Consider the following 20224-nt stretch of genomic DNA (forward strand, 5'->3'; position numbering starts at 1 on the left):
GTCTTCCGCGCGGCACGAACGGGTGTTCTCCGAGAAGATCTCCAGCCGGATCCGTGTCGGCACGCAGTACGACAAGGCCGTTGAGCAGTGGGAGGAACGCCGGACGCAACCCTCCGGTTGCCTCGGCCTGCCGAGCCTTGGTCGACACCGAGAACACCGCCGAGGCGGATGGCGAAGGCGTCGGCCTTCCACCGCACGGTCCATCGGGCACGTCGCGTACCCGACGGGATCCAGGCTTCATGTGGCCTGGGGCAGGCGATTTCATCGCTGCTCGCTCTGTGGAGATGTGGTCACGCGCTCGGACCGCGCGACGACATCGCATGTCACCGTGCCGGCAGGGCGGCGCCCGACACCGGGCCGACGGTGATCTGCGTGAACAGATTCGTGTCTCCAGTCCACACCGCATCCGAAGGACGCCCCCACAACGCGCGGTAGATCGCATCCGCGCTGCCGTCGAGCGTGGCGTCTGGCTGCTGGTCGGATCGAGTCTCCAGCTCGATGTCATCGCCAGACCAGCGAATCATCGTGTCGCGCACAGCGAGCAACACCGGAGTCCGCTGCTCGGGGGGACGCAGGGACGTGACCAGGACCGTGAGCATCTCGTCGATTCCGTCCTCGGCGAACTCGGCGTCCCAGAGGCCATCGATCACCCGGTGGGCCGCGACCACTGCGTCGAAGTGATGCATCGCGGTCTCGTGAGCAATACGCCGTTGCCAGAAGCCGACGGTCTGCGGGGCGCCGGGTAGCGTCGTGCACGTGCGCTCAGGGTCGTCGGCGGCGATGTGCTCGATCAGTGCTTCCGATTGAGCGTTCCACCAGATCAGGAGGTCGTTCCACGGTGACGGCGGCCAGCGGATCTCGGCGTCACCTCGCAGACCGGCCAGGGCCATGCCATGTCCGAGAGCGATGTGCTCGGTGAGTTCGTGAACCGTCCAACCCGGACAGGTCGTTACCGGCATCGCAGGGCCGATGTCTGTCACGGCTTCACGGAGCGCGAACGTATGAGCCCGAAGTGCGGACGCATAGTTGATCATGGTTTCCTTGTCTCCGATGGAATGTTCGTTGAACCAGCGAGTGTCACTCGCCCGGAACTCGTTCTTGCTTCTCGCACAGCGGATTGCTCTGGGAACCGTGAGGGCCGGCCGCTCCGGAGGGATGCGATCAGCCGGACGGGTGCCGGGCTTTGATCGGTCCACACGCGACTGGTCCCGGCGGCCGCACTTCGCACGACCTCCGGTGTTGCCGCAGATCGCGCGGGACTTGCCGACGGCGCGGGTTGTTCATCGTGTTCGGGCGTGAATTCCGCCTGATGCGTTCATCAGCCACCGCCACCGTGGTTGTTCGGTGATCGTCACCATCAAGCAGAGCGCGGTCACTCCGAGTGCGAACCATCTCGGCCCCAGCGCCCATGCCGCCGCTGCCGCCGCCGCGAGCTGGATCAGCACCAGCAGGATCGTGACGAAGCCTGGTACCGGGACGGGTGCGACGCCGCTGGGCCTGTCGCCTGGTGTGCTGAAGACCGCCGGCAGCCCGATCAGCAGGACGACGGCGCCGATTGCCAGGAGTGCCGAGTGCGGCCACAGAGCCAGGGGAACCACCACCCATGCGACCACTTCGGTGAGAAACCGCGGACCCGCGCTGAGGAGGTCGTGTCCTGGTTGCTTCTTGTCGTTCACAGCAATGGCCGCCTGTCGTCCGTTCAGTGTGCGGGGCACCGCATGCCAGAAGGGGAGGTGATGGCACGCAGGCCGTTGTCGATGAAGGTGATCATCCAGGTGACACTGTCGTCGACGTCCACGTCGATCTGGAACCCGCCTGCCGCTTCCGCCATCGCGATCCCCGGCATCACGCTGCGCAACATCCGCAGTGCGTGAATCTCCTGTCGGGGGTCCAGTCGGTACCCGCGCAGCACTGCCGTGAAGGAGCTGAGCAGCCGGCTCCTGGCGGGGATGAGCGGGTCGTCGGATCCGTCCGGGCGTGCGCCGCTGACCGCCGCGTAGCGGCCGGGATGCTCTCTCACGTACGTCCGCAGAGCTCGTGCCGCGGCGGCGAGGGCATCGCCACCGGCCACGCCTTGCGTCGCGTCGCGGAGGGTGTCGCCGAGTTCGGTCGCGGCCAGGACGGCGATCCGGTGAGCGAGGTCGGCCTGGCTGGTGACGTGTTTGTAGAGCGAGGGGGTCTTGACCTGGAGGCGCTGGGCCAGCAGGCCCATGGTCAAACGTTCGAAGCCGATCTCGTCGACCAGCACCGCGGCAGCCTCCGTCACCGACGAGGCAGCCAGTCGCCCTCTAGACATGGGCCAGTGTCTTGGTCAGGAACGGCAAGGAGAGCGCGAGGACCTCGTCGGGTGTCTGCGCGTGCGGGTAGTGCCCGGCTCCCTCGATGACCGCCAGTTCACCGCGTCCTCGGGGCAGGTCGGCGATGATCTTCTCGCCCTCGGCGCGGGGGTCGGCCCAGTCGGGATCGGCGCTGCCCTCGATGACCAGGACCGGACAGGTGACGTTGGCCAGCTGCACACCGGCGTCCGCCGGGCTGGTCTTGCACATGGCCTGCAGGACCTTCATCCGGCCGGGTTCACGCAGCTTGGAGTCGATGCGTCCGAGTTCGGCGTCCCAGTCGGCGGGCTTGGTCGGCATTGCCAGGTCGAGGTACTTCTTCCAGCTCTCCAGGCTTCCCCCGAACATGACCTTCGCGAGCTGCGTGTAGCCCGCACGGAAACGCTTGACGCGCAACAGGCCTCCGAGGTCGAGGGACTGCGCGCGGGTGAACGGCGCGAGCTCGATGACGCCGGTGACCACGTCGGGTGCGGTGGCAGCGGCGATGGTCGCGGCGCCGCCGCTGATCGACTGGCCGATGATCACGGCCGGACCGCCGAGGTGGCGGGCGACGGCGACCAGGTCACCCGCGATGGCGGTGCGGCTGTAGTCGTCCCAGTCCGCGCTGGAGTCACCGCATCCGCGGATGTCGACGTTCGCGACGCGGTAGCCCTTCGCGGCCAGAGCCGGGGCGAGGAAGCGGTAGGAGTGGCGGCTGTCGCCGATGCCGTGGGCCAGGACGACGAGCGGCCCCTGTCCGCTCACGTCGTAGGCGATGGTGTTGCCGGCGATGTTCAGGTACTCGGTCATGCCGTCCTCCGAAACAAAGGCTAATGCCATTAGTTATAAGCTAATGCCATTAGCCAGCCGTGTCAACTGTCGTGCGCACGCCGGGTCGGGATGATCCTGAGATGATCGAGGGCGCGGGGCCGCCGTGCGTCCAGTGCCTCTCAGGGCGAGCGCCCGTGTCCAGGGCGGGCCTCGTTCCGGCCACCGTCATCGCGGCTGATACGGAAATCGCTGACGAAGTCGGCTTCGAAGCGCTGACCACGGGTCTGCCGGCACGGCGCCGACGCGATCAACGCCGCCCGTGCACTGCGTTCGTCGATGCGCGCTTCGTGAGCCGCGAGGATGTCGACGCATCGTGGCTGCCCATGAAGTCGACCGCAGCTGCCACGTGCTCATCGAAACCGTGGTGGCCGACGCCTTCTGCGGATGTGGCTGCGACGTGCATGCGGGCGACATGGACAGGCAGGCCAGCAGGCCTATGTCGTCAGATCGAGTAAACCTGTAGTGGCTGAGGTAGACATTCGCCTCTGGCTGTGTGTACTGTTCCTCAGGTCGCGAGAGAGAGAACGTCATACCGACGCGGGAGATAACGAACTACCCGTGAGTCATGCAGGACAGTCGGCAAGGCCGGGAGCACGACCGCAGTACGCAACGACCCGGCGCTGACAGTCACATGAAGCAGCAAGTGCAAGACGCAGTACGGAAGCAAGTGCACGACGGTCGTATGCCGGAGCCGATCAGCAGAACGGGCTCCGGCGGACACCGAAACCGGTCGGCGAAGTTCAACCGGCATGAGCACGAGGTCCGGTGCCGACGGTCATGCGAGGAACAGAAGTCAGGTAGCAGAGGAGAAGGGAAGGGTTGCACACCATCGGATCGCCCATCTCCGGCTGAGGTTCGCCGGGTGGGTACCGCGGTTCCATCGAGATTGGCGGGTGGTCTTCGGTTAAGCACAAGCAACGATCCCCGCAGTTCCCGCCTCTGGTGCGGATCACGCGGAAAAGGTGAGACGACCTCACGGTCGATTGATGGAAGTGAAACCCATACACCCTTGGGGCCCTGGTGCTGCTATGCATCGGGGCCCCTCGTGATGTGGAGGCGCGATGACATCAGGGACATCCCGACCGGAACTCGCCGGACCGCGGACCGCGGTCGAGAACCTCGACGACGACCACTACCCCGCCTACACCATGGGCCGGGCCGCGGACATGCTCGGCACCACAGCGGCTTTCCTGCGCAGTCTCGACGAGCAGAAGCTGATCGAGCCCCAGCGCTCCGCCGGCGGGCATCGCCGGTACTCCCGCTACCAACTGCGCCTGGCCGCCCGCGTGCGCACCCTGCTCGACGAGGGCATCGGCCTGGATGCCGCCTGCCGCATCGTCACCCTGGAAGACCAGCTCGACGAAGCCAGAAGTCACAACACCCAGACGCCGGTCCCACGCACACCCGACGAGCCGTACCCACCGCTGCGAAGCGTGCGTCCCGCGGATGCCCGCGGTGGAACGTCCACATAGGCCAAAGCCCGGCCAGATGGGTCATCCGGCCGGGCTCTGGTGTGGTCCGCGCGTGCCGCTGCTGAGTCAGCAGCGGCGACAGGACTAGGCGGGGACGATGTTCTCCGCCTGCGGGCCCTTCTGGCCCTGCGTGATGTCGAAGGAGACCTTCTGGCCTTCCTGGAGCTCACGGAAGCCCTGGGCGGCGATGTTCGAGTAGTGGGCGAAGACGTCTGCGCCGCCCCCGTCCTGTTCGATGAAGCCGAAGCCCTTTTCGGCGTTGAACCACTTGACGGTTCCGGTGGCCATGTCTTTCTCCAAGCATGAGGTGGCACCCGCACCGCGCGGGAGCCGGATGTGATCAGTCATGGCTCACGGAGACGTTGAACAGCAAAACGCCCGTGACCTGTGATCACGGGCGACCGGTACTTCGGAACCATGACTGATGACACCACTGTACACCAACGGGGCCTCACCTCGCGAGCCGCCGTGCTCACCCTGGTGGCCGCCTCCACCACCTGCCTGCTGCACGATCGAACGAACCGGTGCTCACCAGGACGTTTCGCGACAACGACACCGGCTGATCCTGCACCAGTACGCGCGCACTGGGTTGCACAACCCAGAAAAGTCGGATAGGAATGGGTTGGCAAACCCAAAAATCCCGGCTGGATGGGTGGCTCGGATGTGAGCGCCGATGCGCGGATGGGAGAGCGATGACGGACAAGGACGCGAAAGCCCTCGTGCTCGGTGGTGGCGGTGCCGCGGGTATCGCCTGGGAGACCGGGATCCCCGCGGGACTGGCTCGCTGCTGGCTGAGGTCCGCGAGATCCTGCGCAGTGGAGACGACCCGCAGGCCATCCGCCGGCGCATCGGCGCCATGTCGCTGGCGCAGGACCGCGTTCCGGTTTCGGAGCGTCGCGCACTCATCGAGGCCCGGCTCCCGGATCACGAGTGGCCCGCGCGACGCCTCGCCATCACGGCCGCCGTCTCTTCGACGGCGGCATGCGCAGCGGGACCAATGCCGACGTCGCCAAGGACTGCGGCAAGGTGCTGGTCCTCGACGTGATCGGATTTCCGGAGACCGGTGACGTGGAACCGGTTTCCGCGCCGCTGTTCACCATCACGCCCGACGAGGCTTCCCAGGCCGGGCTGCGGAACCTCCTCGCCCCGGACTCCCGCGCGATCTGCGCACGAGCCGGGTACGACCAGGGCCGAAGAACCGCGGCAGAGGTCAAGGCCTTCTGGGCCTGACCGTTGCTTCGGGCGCATGTGCGCTCCGGCCATCGGACAGGCCGGACGAACACGACGAGCCCCGCCTGCTCAACCAACCACGACGAGGAAAGCTCATGAAGATCTTCATGACCGGTGCCACCGGTTACATCGGCAGTGTCATCACCGAGAAGTTGCTGCAAGCCGGACACCAGGTCGTGGGACTCGCCCGCACCGATGCCTCCGCTCGAGCCCTTCAGGATCTCGGCGCCGAGCCCCTGCGCGGAAGCCTCCGTGACACCCAGCTCCTGACCGGCGCGGCTCAGGCCGCCGACGGAGTCATCCAGAACGCCTTCGACCTCGGCGCCGACTTCGCGACGGCCACAGCTGAGGAAGCGAAGGCCGTCCACGCCTTGATCACCGCACTGCGGGGCAGTGACAAGCCACTCGTCTACACCAGCGGCACGGGAGGCCTGGGAGACACCGGCTCCCTCGTCTACGACGAGGAAACACCCATCGCCACATCGGAATCTCCCACCGTACAAGCACTTCAGCTGCGCTTTGAGACAGAGAAGGCCGTGACCGGTGCGACTGGTCCGCGTGGCATCGCGCTGCGGCCACCGAACGTCTTCGGGCGTGGTGGCGGCCGCTCGGTCCTGTGGCTGATCGGAGCGGCGGGTCGGAAGCTGGGTGCCGTTCCCTACCCGGCGGAGGCGGCCGACAACCTGTGGTCGCTGGTCCACGTCGACGACCTGGCGGACCTCTACGTTCTGGCCGTGGAGAAAGCGCCTGGCGGCGAGTTGTTCCACGCTGCCTCCCGCGGTGGGCTTCGCACCCAGGACGTCGCCGCCGCGATCAGTCGTGGCGCAGGGCTCGGAGGCAAGACCGTCGCGCTGGACAGGGACGAGCTCGCCGAAGCTCTCGGCGCACCGCCGCTCGCGGACTACTGGTCCATCAACAGCCAGATCTCGGGGGAGAAGGCGCGTCGCGTGCTCGGATGGGCACCGCGGCACCTCGACGTCCTCGACGAACTGGGCCGGCCCACGAGCTGAACTCGCCGAACGACGGCTACCGGTGTTCTGACAGGCGGGTGAAGGAACGGCGGTAGGCCGTCGGGGTCAGCCCGACCCGCCGGACCAGGTGCTGGCGCAACGAGTCCGCGCTGCCCAGCCCGCTGCGCGCGGCGACGACGTCCATCGGTAGATCGGTGGACTCCAGCAGTTCCCTGGCTCGGATGATTCGCTGGTGCAGCAACCATTGCAGCGGGCTCAGCCCCGTCTCGTCGCGGAACCGGCGGGTCAGCGTCCGGACGCTGTTGCTGGCGTGCCGGGCCAGGTCGGTGAGCGTGAGCTGCTGGTCGAGCCGCTGCAGGGCCCAGGCTCGGGTTTCAGCGAGTGAGACGCCGGTCTCGGCGGGCAGCGGAGTCTCGATGAACTGTGCCTGGCCACCGGGGCGCACGGGAGCCACGACGGCCAGCCGGGCCACCTCGTTGGCCGCCGCCGCGCCGTGGTCGGACCGGATCATGTGCAGGCACAGGTCGATGCCGGCGGCCAGCCCGGCCGAGGTGAGAACCGGACCGTCCTCCACGAACAGGACGTCCGGTTCGAGCCGCACGGCGGGGTAGCGGCGCCGGAACACGTCGGACTTGGCCCAGTACGTGGTCGCGCGCCTGCCTTCCAGCAGGCCCGCCTCGGCCAGCACGAAGGCGCCGGTGCAGATCGACGCGATGCGCTTGCCGGCCGCGGCCGCCTCGCGCAGTGCGGTCAGGACGGCCGGCGGGACGTCCTCGCGACCGGCTCCACCGGTCACCATCACCGTGTCGGCTTCCGCCACGGCCTCCAGTCCCCTGTGGACGGACACGTCGAACGCGCCGCCGGAGCGCAGGACCCCGGGCTCCGCCGTGCAGACCCGGATGTCGTACGCAGGCCGCCCGTCGGCCTCGACCGGGGTGAAGATCAGCTCCGGAATGGACAGGTCGAAGGCGGTGACCGGGGGCACCGCGACGACGACGATGCTGTGCATGGCCCGAACCTCCGGATATGTGGCGTTCCAGCCACTACTGTAACCCCGCGCGGCTCGGCAGGGTGGGGGCATGTCATTCGTGGTTGTCACCGGGGCCGGCGCGGCCGGCCTCCCCACCGCACGTCAGTTCGCGGAGAGCGGCGAGCGAGTCCGCCAGATCACCCGCAGCGGACGCGGTGCCGAGCATCCGCTCGTCGAGCGCGTCGCCGCCGACATCACCGACACCGACCGGCTCACCGAGCTCGTCGACGGGGCGCGCGTCGTGGTCAACTGCGCCATCCCCGCGTACGACCGCTGGGCCGTCGACGTGCCGCCGATGGCGCAGGCTCTGCTGACCGCCGTGGAACGGACCGGGGCCGGCTACGTGATGCTGGGCAACACCTACGGGTACGGCCCCGTCGACGGGCCGATGACCGAGGACCTGCCGATGGCCGCCACCACGGTCAAAGGCCGTGTCCGGGCACGGATGTGGCTCGACGCGCTGGCCTCGCACGAAGCGGGCCGTGCGCGGGTCACCGAGGTGCGCGCCAGCGGGTTCCTCGGGCCGGGCCTGGCAGGCGCCTTCGCCGTGTTCGTGCTCGGTCCCGCACTGGCGGGCGAGGTCGCGTCCTATCCGGGTGACCTCGACGTACCGCACAGCTGGAGCTACACGGAGGACATCGCCCGCACGCTCGTGGCCGCGAGCCTGGACGACCGCGCGTGGGGCCGGGCCTGGCACGTGCCGGTCACGTCGTCCCTGCCGGTGCGCGCGCTGGCCGAGCGGGTGGCCGAGCTGGCCGGGATGCCCGCGCCCGAGCTGCGCCGCATCGACCGCGACGAGCTGCTCACCCTGGCACGACAGCAGCCGCTGTTCGGAGAGCTCGTCGAGTTGTTGTACAGCAACGAGAACCCGCACGTCATCGACTCCAGCCAGACCGAGTCCGTCCTCGGTGTGCGGCCGACACCGCTGGACGCGGTCCTGCGGGAGACCCTCGCCGGAGCCGTTACGTCGACCGGGAACTTCGTCGACCGGCTCGTCGGCCGCATCACGACCTAGACGCTCGCGCACCCATGAATGGGTTGCGCAACCCATATTCGTCCGGTATTAATGGGTTGATCGACCCAAAAAACGGCGGAGTGCGTGACGATCACTCGTCGCCGCCGATCCCGCGGACCAGGGCACTGCTCACCGTCTCCGGCGCCGGGAACAACCATCCCCGAAACCAGATCGATCAAAGGAACCACAATGCCCGCCAAGGCTTTTGAGCCGTATCAGCTCGCCGGGAAGACGCTGAAGAACCGCATCGTCATGGCTCCCATGACCAGGAGCCGTGCCCCCGGTGGGACGCCGACCCGGTCGATGGCCACCTACTACGCGCAGCGCGCCGGAGCCGGCCTCATCATCACCGAGGGCACCCAGCCGTCCGTGCAGGGGCAGGGCTACACCGACACCCCCGGCCTGCACTCGCCCGAGCAGGTCGACGCCTGGCGAACCGTCACCGACGCCGTGCACGCCGAGGGCGGCGTGATCTTCGCGCAGCTCATGCACTCCGGCCGCATCGGACACCCGGACCTGCTGCCCGACGGCCTGGTCCCCGTCGCGCCGTCGCCCGTGCGGGCCGGGGGACAGCTGTTCACCCACACCGGAATGCAGGACTTCGTCGTACCGAAGGAGCTCACCGAGGACGACATCCTCGCCACCATCGAGGACTACGCCTCGGCCGCGCGCAACGCCGTCGCGGCCGGTTTCGACGGCGTCGAGCTGCACGGTGCGAACGGCTACCTCATCAACCAGTTCCTCTCGACGCACACGAACCGGCGTGACGACCGGTGGGGTGGCTCGGTGGAGGGCAGGATCCGGTTCGCCGTCGAGGTGGCCAGGGCGGCGAGCGAGGCCATCGGCGCAGACAGGGTCGGAATCCGCATCTCACCCGGCACCGTCGTGAACGACATCAACGACGACCCCGACCACGACACCACGTTCCTGCCGCTGCTGCGGGAGCTTGGAGTTCTCGACCTCGCCTACCTGCACCTGGCCGAGCGAGCCGGCCGCGACCTGACCAAGCGCTTCCGCGCGGCGTGGCCGACCACGCTCATCCTCAACCCCGACACGGGTTCCACTCCGACAGGCCCCGGCGAGCTGCAGCTCATCGAGGACGGCACCACCGACCTGCTCGCTTTCGGCGCTCACTTCATCGCCAACCCCGACCTGCCGCACCGGCTCGCCACCGGCGCCCCGCTCGCGGATGGCGACCGCCGCACCTTCTTCGGCGGCGGCGACGAGGGCTACATCGACTACCCGCCGCTTGCGCTCAACGACGAAGCCGGCGTGCCGGGCTAGCGACCTCACCCACCGTCCAAAAGCTACTCCGGCGATACGCGAAGGGATGGTGGCATGAAGGTCTTCCTGACCGGTGCCACTGACTACATCGGCAGTGTCATCGCCGAGAAGTCGCTGCGGGCCGGACACGACGTCGTGGGACTCGCCCGCTCTGATGCCTCAGCCGACAAGCTCGGGGAGCAGGGCGCCGAGTCCGTTCGCGGTGAGATCAGCGACACCGACAGGCTCGCGGACGTGGTCAAGGGAGTCGACGGGGTTAGAACTGGAGGCGGCCATCGGTTTCCCGTTCGTGGGGGGAGTGCTGGGCCTCGAACAGCCAGTCGTCGAGCGACAAGGCACGTCGCGTGCTCGGCTGGAAACCGCGGCACCTCGACCTCCTCGGTGAGATCGGTGGGCCATCACGCTGACCCCGGATCGACGGCTCGCCGGTTCCGCTGCTGATGGATTGGCTCCGTCGACACGTTTGGTCGCCGGGCGGCGCACCACAGCTGACGGACTTGTGAAGGTGAGGTCAGGTGGCGAAGGTCTGGATGTAGGCGAGGGCGGCGTTCATCGCGGCGCGCATGGGCTGGGTGGTGCGGAGGGTCTGACTGAGCAGGGTGCCGCCCTGCAGTGCGGTGAGCAGGGCGAGGGCGAGCTCGTCGAGGTCTGCCGTCGAGCGCAGTTCGCCTCGTTCGCGCATGGCCTCGAGACCGTCGTGGAGCAGGGCTTGCCAGCGTTGGAAGACGTTGCAGAGGTCTTCGCGGGTCTGGTCGTCGGCGGGGTTGAGCTCGCCTGCCAGGGTGGCCAGGGTGCAGTCGCCGCGGCCGTTGTTGTGCTCCTGGCTCTCGATGGCGGCATCGGCCCAGGCGCGCAGGGCGTCGAAGCTGTCGAGTGCTCCCATCAGCGGCTGGCCGGGGATGGGGGGCGCTTCGGCCTGGCGTGTGATGACAGCTCTGATCAGGGCCTGTTTGCTGTCGAAGTAGTGGTAGAGCTGCGAGCCGCTGATGCCGGCCGCTTTGCGCACGTCCTCCGTGCTGGTGCCGGCCACGCCGTTCTGGGCGATGAGCGCGGTCGCCGCTTCGAGGATGCGTTCCCTGGTCGCCTGGCCTTTGCGGGTCAACGTCACGTCGCCAGCCTAGTCGAATGGGTTGCGCGACCCAAACAACGGGAACGGGCATCGAGCACTCCGGGGCACAGGGCGGCGATGCGAGATCGAGCACGTCGCCGCTCAGCTGTCCTCGTCGTCGTGGCGTTCGTTCGGCGTGTGCACTCGCCACCGCACGCTGGTGACCGATGGTTCCCGCGGCGGCTTCGAGGTAGAGACCGGCGCCCGCCAGCGCCCCGGCGGCGGCGGAACACCAGAGAGTGGCGGCGGTGTTCAGGCCACGCACGGTGAGGCCTTCGCGGAGGACGACCCCGCCGCCGAGGAAGCCGATACCGGACACGATCTGAGCGGCGACCCTCGTGGGGTCCGCGATGTCGCCGGTGAAGCCGTGCGCCGACAGCAGCACGAACAGGGTCGCGCCCGCCGCGACGAGCGCGTTGGTCCGCAGGTCCCCGGAAGTCTTCCGGGGACCACGGCTCATGTCAGGCCAGGGGCAGTTCCGCCATGGCGTCCGTCAACTGCCCACCCGTGCCCACCCGTGCCCATCGCACGGCGGCGGTGGGCCAGGGCAGCTCGGTCTCGTACAGCTGGAGGTCCGCGCTCGTGGCCAGGTCCTTCAACGCCGGGCCGGCGCCGGACGGCCACCGAACCGGCCTCGCGGATCAGTCGGCGAGGCCAGGCAGGTGGTAGCCGGTGTGGTCGTCCCAGTCGATCTCGTAGTCGTCGAGGGTGAACGTCCAGTCCGCGTGCGGCACCGCGCTGCGCAGCGCGGTGACCGCAGCCAGCCAGTGCACCAGCGACGGGACCGCCCGGTCATCCGCGGCGGGCAGCTTGGTCGACCCGTCGAGCACCGTTCCCGGCTCCAGCCGGTCGTAGAGGTACAGCCCCTCCTCTTCCAGGGAGAACGGCGCGTTCGCGTTGTAGGTGTCGACGACCTGGCCGACCGCCGTGAGCTCGGCTTCGGTCAGCGGAGTCGCGCGGCGAGCCGTGTAGTAGAGGGAGACGCCCATGCGGGCCACCCTAACGCGCTCCGATCAGGACAGAGGTGAAACGACAGACCCGCTCACCAGCCGGTCCAGCAGCGCGTTGCCCATCGCGCCGGAGCCCGCCCGCCGCCGGACCTGTCGTGGTCATGATCGTCGACCTCCGCACGCCGACTTCGCCCACGGCAAGGGAATTCGCCATGGAACGGATGCGGGCGGAGGCGCCAGCGCCAGCGCCACGTTGACCAGCATCGGCAGCGCGGCCAGACGAGTGAGCAGGCGTGCCAGCAGCAAAGCTCCGCAGACCGTCTCGGTCACGGCCGACAGCCCGCCGAAGAACTCCGGCGCCTCGGTCGTCGGCATGGAGCAGGGTGCGCTTCTCCAACGCCAGTGCGGTGGCCTGAACGCTGTCACACAGCGGGCTTTCGGTAGACCAGCCGGATGTTCTGCGGGCCGGCCGAGGCGCGATGGCGTTCGAAGAGATCGTCCAGCAGTGCGACGACCGGGCGGCGGCGATGCCGGGTGAACACGGGCCGCCAGAGGAACAGCACGAGTTCTCCGCCTGGTCGAAGCACCCGGTGTGCTTCGCGAATGGCCGCCAGCGGGTCGGGCATCTCCTCGAGGCTGTAGCCGTAGAACAGGGTGTCGGCCTGGTCGTCGGCCAGGGGGAGCTTGCAGCCGTCACCGGCCACATAGGACATTCGCGCACCGGGCACGCCGTTCAGCCGGTGCTGCAGTGATCGCATGGCCGACGGTGACGGGTCGAGGGCGATCAAAGTGCTCTCAAGGCCCAGGTGGGCTTTCAGTGCCGTTGTGTAGAAGCCGCCTCCGCTACCGACTTCCATGCACACCGTGCCGGAGCGGCGCTTGATCACCCGCAGGTCGTAGCGGGGCAGGTCCCACCCGAGGATCATGCGCAGGACCGGGCTGCTGATCAACCGGTACAGGCGGTCGGGTGTGCGCCAGCCGCCGCTGACACCCGGCTGGGCCGGCGCTGTCGTGCTGGTCTTGAGGTCAAGCTCGGTCATCGTGGTGTGATTCCTTCGGTTTGGGCAGGGCACGTGCCGCGGCGATCGTGGCGAGGACGAACAGGACGACGCCGACCACCAGCGCGGCCCGCAGGCCGGTCACGAACGCGGCACGGGCCAGTTCGAGCAGCTGGGAGCCCGCTTCGGGCGGGAGTCCGGCGGCAGCGGCCGTCGCCTCGGTCAGGCCGTCGCGCGCTTGTGCCGCCGCGCCGGGAAGGCTGGCAGAGTAGACCAGGGTGGCGATGCTGCCCAGGACCGTGACACCGAGCCCGGCACCGAGCTCGTAGGCGGTCTCCTCGACAGCGCCCGCCGCGCCCGCCTGCTCGGCCGGTGCGGCGGCGAGCAAGGCGTCGGAGGCGGCGGTGAGCGAGATCGAGACGCCGAACCCGGTCGCCGCCAGCACCGGCCCGAGCAGCCACAGGTTCTCGGTCACCGTCAGACCTGCGGCGGCGGCCGCCAAGGCCACCGCGCTGACGGCGAACCCGGCGACCGTCATCCGGCGATTCCCGAAGCGCTGCAACAACGGCCCGGCGACGATGCTGCCGACGACCGCCGAGACCATGACGAACATCAGTCGCAACGCGGCGGGCATGGGTTGCAGTGCGAGCACGAGCTGGAGGTACTGGGCGAACAACAGGCCCAGGCCGACCAACGAGGTCAGGACCAGCAGGACGCTGCTGACCGCGACGCTGAACGCGCGGTCACGGAACAGCGTCACGTCGAGCAGCGGAACAGGCAGTTTTCGTTGCCTCCGGACGAATGCCACGAGCAACAGGCACCCGAGCAGCCCGGCGACCGGGCCGAGCACGTACATCGGTCCGCCGTGCGAGGTCTGCTTGATCGCGAAGGCAACACCGATGATGCCCAGCCCGGCCAACACCGCGCTGAGCGCGTCCCACGGCCCGTCCGGCGGGTCAGCGGACTCCGGGATCAGCCAGTAGGTCAACGGAATCGCCACGACCATCACCGGCACGTTGATCAGGAACGCGGCGTGCCAGGAGAACGTCTCCACCAGGAAGCCGCCGAGCAGCGGCCCGAGCACCGCCCCCGAGCCGGCCACCCCACTCCAGATGCCGATGGCCGTCTGGCGTTCGGCGCGGTCGGGAAACGCCTGGCGCAACAGCGACAGCGTGGCCGGCATGATCATCGCGCCGCCGACGCCGAGCACGGCCCGCGCGGCGATCAGCACCGCGACGTCGGGCGCCCACGCGCAGGCGAGTGAGGCCAGGCCGAACACCACGTATCCGAGCACCAGAACCCGGCGCCGGCCGTAACGATCGCCCAGCGTGCCGAAGGCGAGCAGCAGGGGTGCCGCGACCAGCGAGTAGACCGCGATGATCCACAGCTGGCTGGTGGCGGTGGGCCGCAGGTCCTCCGCCAACGCGGGCAAGGCCATGTGCAGCACGGTCGCGTCCACCGACACCAGCAGCAGACTGGCGCACAAGATCGCCAGCACGAGCCAGCGCCTGCCCACCAGCACTTCGGGAGGAACGGTCACGACCAGTCGGCCTTGCGCGGATAGCGGTGCACGGGCCCAGTCTGGCCGATCCCGGCCCGTGACACCTCATACTTCAGACGCTTGTGAATCATTCTTTGGTAGGAGAAGCGCAGGTCCGACCGGCTGGGCCGCCCGCACGTCGTCAGGCTCAGATCTTGCCGGTACCCGCACCCTGGGTCACCAGCGTTTTCACGTTCGACGGCGTGTCCAGGGTGTAGGAGTAGTAACCGCGCGGGTCCTCCACGCTGCCACCCACCACCGGTTTGCCGCTGTTCACGTAGACGTTGTCCCGCTCGACGATGCTGCCCTTCGGGCCCGCGTAGCTGTTCGTCATCGGCTCCTCGACGTTCTCGAAGTAGTTGCCCTCGACCCAGCAGCCGGACTTGTTCTGGCAGGCGACGCCCGTGTCGCTGTTGGCGACGTAGTAGTTGTTGAACACGTGCACCGGGTTGCCGAAGCGGGTGCGCGGGTTGCGCTGCGGCGTCCGGTCGAAGAAGTTGTGGTGGTAGGTCACCTTGAGGTACCCGGTGTCCTGCGCGGCGTTGCCGTCGTCGTGGCCGAGCAGCATGTTCTTGGTGTGGTGGTGGGTGTGGTTCCACGACACGGTCACGTAGCTGGACCCGCGCTTGATGTCGATCAGGCCGTCCTTGCCCGCGGACAGGTCGTTGTGGTCGATCCAGACGTGGTGGGAGAACATCTGCACGTTGATCGAGTCGTCGTTGGCGTTGCGGAACACCAGGTTTCGGATGATCACGTTGTGCACGGCGTTCGCCGGGGGAGTGGTCACCGAGCTGATCGGCAGGCCGATGTTCAGGCCGCCGCCGGTGATGCCGGAGCTCGCGCCGACGCCGATGACCGTCTTGTCCGAGGAGACGTCGTACATGCCCGCCGCCAACGTGATCATGCCCTGCACGCGGACCACGCGCGGTCCGTCGGCCTTGATGGCGGCGGTGAAGTCGGCCGCCGTGGAGACCGTGACCTCCGGACCCCCGGCGCCGCCGGTGGTCCCGCTCTGGCCGAGCGCCGTCACCGAGGCGAACCCGATGGGCGCGGTCTCGGCGGCGGACGCGGTGGCCACCGACGTGGCACCGCCGACGAGCACCGCGGCGAGCGCGAGAGCGCTTGTCCTCCTCATGAAGTCCTCCGTTGGACTCGGCCGACGCCCGCGCCCGCGGTGACGAGCGCTGGTACGTCGGCGGCGTTGTCGAGCGAGTAGGCGTAGTAGGTGCGGGGTTCGACGACGGTGCCGAGGGTCTGCGGGGTACCGGAGCCGACGTAGACGTTGCCGCGCTCCACGACGCGCCCCGGTCCGCTCTTGTCGTAGCCGGACAGGACCGGGTGGGCGACGTTCTCGAAGTAGTTGGCCTCGACCAGCACCCCGGCGTCCTCTGTGGACGCGACGCCGTAGAGGGAGTTGCCTCGGTAGTAGTTGTTGTAGACGTGGACGGGCTCGCCGAACCGCACGCGCGGGTGCCGCTGGTCGGTGCGGTCGAAGAAGTTGTGGTGGTAGGTGACGCGCAGCTTGCCGCGGTCGGCGGTGTAGGTGTCGGAGTGGCCCAGCAGCGCGGTCTTGCTGTGGTCGTGGAAGTGGTTCCACGACACCGTGACGTAGTCGGACTGCCGCTTGATGTCGAGCAGGCCGTCGAAGCCGCGCGACAGGTCGCAGTGGTCGATCCACACGTGGTGCGCGGAGTTGGTGACGCTGATGGAGTCGTCCGAGGCGTCGGTGAAGCGCAGGTTGCGGATGATCACGTTGTTGCCGGGGCGGGTGGTCGAGCCCAGTTGCAGCCCGCCGCCGGTGATCTCGGCGGTGGAGCCGATCCCGAAGATCGTCTTGTTCGCGACGACGGTCAGCATGTCGTCGACCTCGATGCGGCCGGACACCGAGATGACGTAGGGCTCCTTGCGCCCGACGTAGTCCCGCAGCGCCTCCGCGGTCGTCACGGTGACGGCTTGGCCGCCCGCGCCGCCGGTGGTCCCGTTCTGGCCCAGCGCGGTCACGCCCGCGAAGCCGTCGGCCACGGCGTCGGCGGCCGGGCCGGCCCACGCGGCGCGCGGCGCGGTGGTGGCGAAGGCGGTCAGCGCCGCGCCCGCGAGCAGCCGTCGTCGGTTGATGGGGCTCATGGTGGTCCTCCGCGTCCTGTCAGATCCGGCCGACGCCGACGCCCGCCGGAACGGTGCCGGGCAGGCCGGCGGCGCTGTCGGGGGTGTAGGGGTAGTAGGTGCGCGGCTCCACCACGGTTCCGAGCGTCTCGGGGGTGCCGGAGCGGACGTAGACGTTGCCGCGCTCGACCACGCGCCCCGGCCCGCTCTCGTCGTAGCCGGAGTAGATCGGGTGGGCGACGTTCTCGAAGTAGTTGGCCTCGACCAGGACTCCCGCGTTCTCGGTCGACGCGACGCCGTAGAGGGTGTTGTTGCGGAAGTAGTTGTTGTAGACGTGGATCGGCTCGCCGAAGCGGACCCTCGGGTGCCGTTGCGCGGTGCCGTCGAAGAAGTTGTGGTGGAACGTCACCCGGAGCTTGCCGGTGTCCTGGCCCGCGTTGGAGTCGGAGTGGCCCAGCAGCGCCGTCTTGCTGTGGTCGTGGAAGTGGTTCCACGAGACGGTGATGTAGTCCGCGCCGCGGACGATGTCGATCAGCCCGTCGGCGCCGCCGCTGAGGTCGCAGTGGTCGATCCAGACGTGGTGCGAGGACTGCTGGATGCTGATCGCGTCGTCGTCCGCGCCGGTGAACCGGAGGTTGCGGATGATCACGTTCTGCCTGCGGTACAGGTCGAGGCCGCCGCCGGTGATCTCGGCGGTCGACCCCAGCCCGATGATCGTCTTGTTCGACCGCACGCCCTGCTTGCTGCTGATCCGCATCACCCCGTCGACCTGGATGACGTACGGCTCGTTGCGGTCGCAGTAGTCCAGGAACGCGTCCGCGTCCCGCACCGTGACGACCGGGCCGCCCGCGCCGCCGGTGGTGCCGTTCTGGCCGAGCGAGTTCACCCCGGCGAAGCCGTCGGCGGTGGCGAGCGGTGCTGCCCACGCGGGCCTGGTGGTCGTGGCCAGCGCGGTCGCGGCGGCGCCCGCGAGGAGCGCCCGCCTGCTGATGCTGCTCATGTGCCCGTCCTCCTCAGACTCGGCCGACACCCGCACCGGCGGGCACGACGGTCGGGACCTCGACGGCCCGGTGCGGTGTGTAGGCGTAGTAGGTGCGCGGCTCGACGACGGACCCGCGCACCTCGATCTCGTGGTTGCACTCGACGAGGACGTTGTCCCTGGCGACCATCCGGCCGAGGTCACCGCTGAAGTCGACCCGGCCGGGGTTGTTGACGCTGAAGAAGTAGTTGCCCTCCAGCACCACGCCCGCGTTCATCGCCGACGCGACGCCGTAGCTGTTGTCCCGGTAGTAGTTGTTGTAGACGTGCACCGACTCGCCGAAGCGGACTCGCGGGTTGCGTTGATCGGATCCGTCGAAGTAGTTGTGGTGGTAGGTCACCCTCAGGCGCCCCACGTCCTGCGCCGCGTTGTCGTCGTCGTGCCCGAGCAACAACGTCTTGTCGTGGTCGTGGAACCTGTTCCAGGAAACGGTGATGAAATCGGACCCGCGTTTGATGTCGACGGCTCCGTCATCACCGTTGGAGAAGTCGTTGTGGTCGATCCAGACGTGGTGGCTGAACATCTGCACGTTGATCAGGTCGTCGGTGGCGCCGGTGATCGACAGGTTCCGGATGATCACGTTGTGCACCGCGTTCGCGGGCGGCGACACCACGTCGTCGTCCACAGGGAGCCCGATGTTCAGCCCGCCGCCGACCAGCCGCGCGTCACCGCCGAGGCCGACGATCGTCTTGTCGGAAGCGACGTCGTGCATCCCGTCGCGGGTGCCGGTGGGCAGCGCGATCGTGCCGCGGACCTGCACCACCAGTGGTTCCGGTCGAGCGATGTAGTCCAGGAACTGGGCGGTCGTCGTCGCCGTGACCACCGCGCCCCCCGCCCCGCCGGTGGTGCCGCCCTGCCCCAGCGCGGTCACCCCGGCGAACCCGTCGGCGGCGGGCCCGGCCGCCGTGGCGGGCGGTGCCCCGACCGTGGCGGCCACCACGGCCACCACTACCGCGACCCGTGTGAGGGCGCGTTCGTACCCGACGTGCGTCCGCATTTGGGTGGTCCTTTCAGGAATGCAGCTCGCGTAACGGTGACGGCGCTGGGAAATCACTTTCCTGATTCGGACAATAAGACCTGTGTTTCCGGCGTGTCAACGTCGCGTCACGTATGAGAACCGGTTCACATACGTGTTCTTGCCGATTGCTTTTCGGTGGTGTTCGAATAGTCCTTTCGGTCGAACTATTCGAGGTTGTGGAGAATGGTGTCGACCCGCCGCTCTCGTTCGCACCATCCCGGCCGTCGTCCACGACGCGCGGCAGCAGCCGGTCGCTCCTCCTGGTCACGGTGGAAGCTCTCGCCGGTGGACCTGGAGTCGTTGACGCGCTGGACGCTCGCGCTCGGCGTGGATCAGGACACGTCGAGGACGATCTTGCCATGGATCCGGCGGGCGAACAGGTCGTTGGCGGCGTCGTTGACCTCGGTCCACTCGCCGCGGCGACCGATGGGCGCGGACAGGGTTCCGGCGGCCAGCAGGCGCAGGAGATCGGTCAGCTCCTGGTGGGGCGGGGAAGTGTCGCCGAAGGTGGCGATGGTGCGGGGCGCGCCGAAGCCGAACAGGGACCCTGCCGGGAACGCGGCTTCCTGACCCGAGCTGATGCCGACGAGGTGGACGGCGCCGCCTTCGGCGAGCAGGTTCCAGGTGTCGACGAGTGTCGGGCCGCCGACGGTGTCCAGGACCAGATCGAATCGAGTGTCCACAGTGGACAGATCGGTCACGACGTCGTCGGCGCCGAGTTCGGTGAGACCCGCGGAGCGCGCGGGGGAGCCGACGAGTGCGGTCACCCGAGCTCCGGCCAGGGCGGCCAGTTGGACGGCGAAGTGGCCCACACCGCCGCTGGCGCCGGTGATCAGCACTTCGCGGGCCAGCAGTGCGCGGGTGCGCAACACGCGCAGCGCGGTGACACCGGCGATGCCGAGGGCGGCGGCTTCGGTCAGTGCGACGTTGTCGGGAACGACGCCGAGCCAGGCGGGACCGACCGCGACCCGCTGCGCCCAGGCGTACGGGGCCATCCCGAGTGCGACCCGTGCGCCGACCGGTGGACCCGAGCCATCGGCTGCGGCGCGCACCACGACGCCGGACGCGTCGTGCCCGTGGATGGCCCCCTCCGGCCACTGGGCGGCGTATTTCAGTTCTCCGAAGTTGAGGCCGATGTGCCGGATCTCGACCAGCGCCTCACCTGCTGACGGCTCCGGTTCTTCCACATCGGCGAACCGGACCGGGCCGTTCTCGCCGTGATTGACCACCAACGCGCGCAATGGATCGTTCCTCTCGATCGAGTCCACAGCACCATATGAATCACCTCCTGCGTCAGTCGATACCATTTTGACGCTGATA

General features: G+C 68.5%; 23 protein-coding genes and 1 pseudogene. 6 read left to right on the forward strand and 18 right to left on the reverse strand.

Going from position 1 to position 20224, the window contains the following annotated elements; translation table 11 throughout:
- Positions 1-323 precede the first annotated feature (323 nt).
- The 4 genes from VM306_RS38245 to VM306_RS38260 form a co-directional block, all read right to left on the reverse strand.
- A complete protein-coding gene (locus tag VM306_RS38245; RefSeq protein ID WP_325523867.1) occupies positions 324-1034 on the reverse strand; it encodes a maleylpyruvate isomerase family mycothiol-dependent enzyme in 711 nt (236 codons plus the stop codon).
- 246 nt (positions 1035-1280) lie between these two features.
- Positions 1281-1601: a hypothetical protein gene (locus tag VM306_RS38250; protein ID WP_325523869.1), complete on the reverse strand. Its 321-nt coding sequence runs from the start codon at positions 1599-1601 to the stop codon at positions 1281-1283.
- A 98-nt stretch (positions 1602-1699) separates the two neighbouring features.
- On the reverse strand, positions 1700-2296 hold the full coding sequence (locus VM306_RS38255; protein WP_325523871.1) for a TetR/AcrR family transcriptional regulator: 597 nt from the start codon (positions 2294-2296) through the stop codon (positions 1700-1702).
- Positions 2289-3125: an alpha/beta hydrolase gene (locus tag VM306_RS38260; RefSeq protein ID WP_325523873.1), complete on the reverse strand. Its 837-nt coding sequence runs from the start codon at positions 3123-3125 to the stop codon at positions 2289-2291. Before VM306_RS38260 ends, VM306_RS38255 begins: the two co-directional genes overlap by 8 nt.
- Positions 3126-4207: 1082 nt before the next feature.
- Here VM306_RS38260 and VM306_RS38265 point away from each other — a divergent pair.
- Positions 4208-4618, forward strand: coding sequence for a MerR family transcriptional regulator (locus tag VM306_RS38265; protein ID WP_325523875.1), 411 nt, complete (start codon positions 4208-4210; stop codon positions 4616-4618).
- Between the two features lie 84 nt (positions 4619-4702).
- Here VM306_RS38265 and VM306_RS38270 read toward each other — a convergent pair whose 3' ends face one another.
- A complete protein-coding gene (locus VM306_RS38270) occupies positions 4703-4906 on the reverse strand; it encodes a cold-shock protein (protein WP_030475722.1) in 204 nt (67 codons plus the stop codon).
- A 693-nt stretch (positions 4907-5599) separates the two neighbouring features.
- On the opposite strand from VM306_RS38270, the gene VM306_RS38275 reads away from it, so the two are divergent.
- Together VM306_RS38275 and VM306_RS38280 are read left to right on the forward strand one after the other, a co-directional pair.
- The gene (locus VM306_RS38275) at positions 5600-5848 is read left to right on the forward strand and encodes a hypothetical protein (protein ID WP_325523878.1); all 249 of its coding nucleotides are present in this window, start codon (positions 5600-5602) and stop codon (positions 5846-5848) included.
- Between the two features lie 95 nt (positions 5849-5943).
- On the forward strand, positions 5944-6858 hold the full coding sequence (locus VM306_RS38280) for an NAD-dependent epimerase/dehydratase family protein (protein ID WP_325523880.1): 915 nt from the start codon (positions 5944-5946) through the stop codon (positions 6856-6858).
- Between the two features lie 16 nt (positions 6859-6874).
- On the opposite strand, the gene VM306_RS38285 is transcribed toward VM306_RS38280, so the two are convergent.
- Positions 6875-7828 (reverse strand): GlxA family transcriptional regulator, encoded by a 954-nt coding sequence (locus VM306_RS38285; RefSeq protein ID WP_325523881.1) that lies wholly within the window; start codon positions 7826-7828, stop codon positions 6875-6877.
- A gap of 70 nt (positions 7829-7898) precedes the next feature.
- On the opposite strand from VM306_RS38285, the gene VM306_RS38290 reads away from it, so the two are divergent.
- The 3 genes from VM306_RS38290 to VM306_RS41500 all read left to right on the forward strand — a co-directional run bounded on the left by VM306_RS38290 (position 7899) and on the right by VM306_RS41500 (position 10589).
- Positions 7899-8864 (forward strand): NAD-dependent epimerase/dehydratase family protein, encoded by a 966-nt coding sequence (locus tag VM306_RS38290; protein WP_325523883.1) that lies wholly within the window; start codon positions 7899-7901, stop codon positions 8862-8864.
- Between the two features lie 189 nt (positions 8865-9053).
- Positions 9054-10148: an alkene reductase gene (locus VM306_RS38295; protein ID WP_325523885.1), complete on the forward strand. Its 1095-nt coding sequence runs from the start codon at positions 9054-9056 to the stop codon at positions 10146-10148.
- A 54-nt stretch (positions 10149-10202) separates the two neighbouring features.
- A complete protein-coding gene (locus VM306_RS41500; RefSeq protein ID WP_414672501.1) occupies positions 10203-10589 on the forward strand; it encodes an NAD(P)H-binding protein in 387 nt (128 codons plus the stop codon).
- Between the two features lie 70 nt (positions 10590-10659).
- Here the strand turns inward: VM306_RS41500 and VM306_RS38300 are convergent, their stop codons facing one another.
- From VM306_RS38300 to VM306_RS38355, 12 genes and pseudogenes are all read right to left on the reverse strand, one after another.
- Entirely contained in the window at positions 10660-11256 is a 597-nt protein-coding gene (locus VM306_RS38300) for a TetR/AcrR family transcriptional regulator (protein WP_325523887.1), read from the reverse strand.
- Positions 11257-11425: 169 nt separating this feature from the next.
- Positions 11426-11701, reverse strand: a pseudogene (locus VM306_RS38305) (MgtC/SapB family protein); the annotation flags it as partial.
- A gap of 16 nt (positions 11702-11717) precedes the next feature.
- Positions 11718-11855, reverse strand: coding sequence for a hypothetical protein (locus tag VM306_RS38310; protein ID WP_325523889.1), 138 nt, complete (start codon positions 11853-11855; stop codon positions 11718-11720).
- Between the two features lie 42 nt (positions 11856-11897).
- Positions 11898-12245, reverse strand: a complete 348-nt coding sequence (locus VM306_RS38315; RefSeq protein ID WP_325523891.1) for a hypothetical protein — start codon at positions 12243-12245, stop codon at positions 11898-11900.
- 120 nt (positions 12246-12365) lie between these two features.
- Entirely contained in the window at positions 12366-12581 is a 216-nt protein-coding gene (locus VM306_RS38320) for a DoxX family membrane protein (protein ID WP_325523893.1), read from the reverse strand.
- Positions 12582-12628: 47 nt separating this feature from the next.
- Positions 12629-13246 (reverse strand): class I SAM-dependent methyltransferase, encoded by a 618-nt coding sequence (locus tag VM306_RS38325; protein WP_325523895.1) that lies wholly within the window; start codon positions 13244-13246, stop codon positions 12629-12631.
- On the reverse strand, positions 13233-14744 hold the full coding sequence (locus VM306_RS38330; protein WP_325523897.1) for an MFS transporter: 1512 nt from the start codon (positions 14742-14744) through the stop codon (positions 13233-13235). Before VM306_RS38330 ends, VM306_RS38325 begins: the two co-directional genes overlap by 14 nt.
- Before the next feature lie 148 nt (positions 14745-14892).
- Positions 14893-15879 carry a pectate lyase gene (locus tag VM306_RS38335; protein WP_325523899.1) on the reverse strand — a complete coding sequence of 329 codons (987 nt, stop codon included), beginning with the start codon at positions 15877-15879 and terminating at the stop codon, positions 14893-14895.
- Positions 15876-16868, reverse strand: coding sequence for a pectate lyase family protein (locus VM306_RS38340; RefSeq protein ID WP_325523901.1), 993 nt, complete (start codon positions 16866-16868; stop codon positions 15876-15878). The genes VM306_RS38335 and VM306_RS38340 overlap by 4 nt, the downstream gene beginning before the upstream one ends.
- Before the next feature lie 19 nt (positions 16869-16887).
- Positions 16888-17847 (reverse strand): pectate lyase family protein, encoded by a 960-nt coding sequence (locus VM306_RS38345; protein WP_325523903.1) that lies wholly within the window; start codon positions 17845-17847, stop codon positions 16888-16890.
- A gap of 13 nt (positions 17848-17860) precedes the next feature.
- Complete coding sequence (locus VM306_RS38350) at positions 17861-18883, reverse strand: pectate lyase (RefSeq protein ID WP_325523905.1); 1023 nt, start codon at positions 18881-18883, stop codon at positions 17861-17863.
- Positions 18884-19236: 353 nt separating this feature from the next.
- Positions 19237-20172: a zinc-binding dehydrogenase gene (locus tag VM306_RS38355; RefSeq protein ID WP_325523907.1), complete on the reverse strand. Its 936-nt coding sequence runs from the start codon at positions 20170-20172 to the stop codon at positions 19237-19239.
- Between the last annotated feature and the right edge of the window lie 52 nt (positions 20173-20224).

This window comes from Lentzea sp. (genome assembly GCF_035525475.1).
Classification (GTDB): Bacteria; Actinomycetota; Actinomycetes; order Mycobacteriales; family Pseudonocardiaceae; genus Lentzea.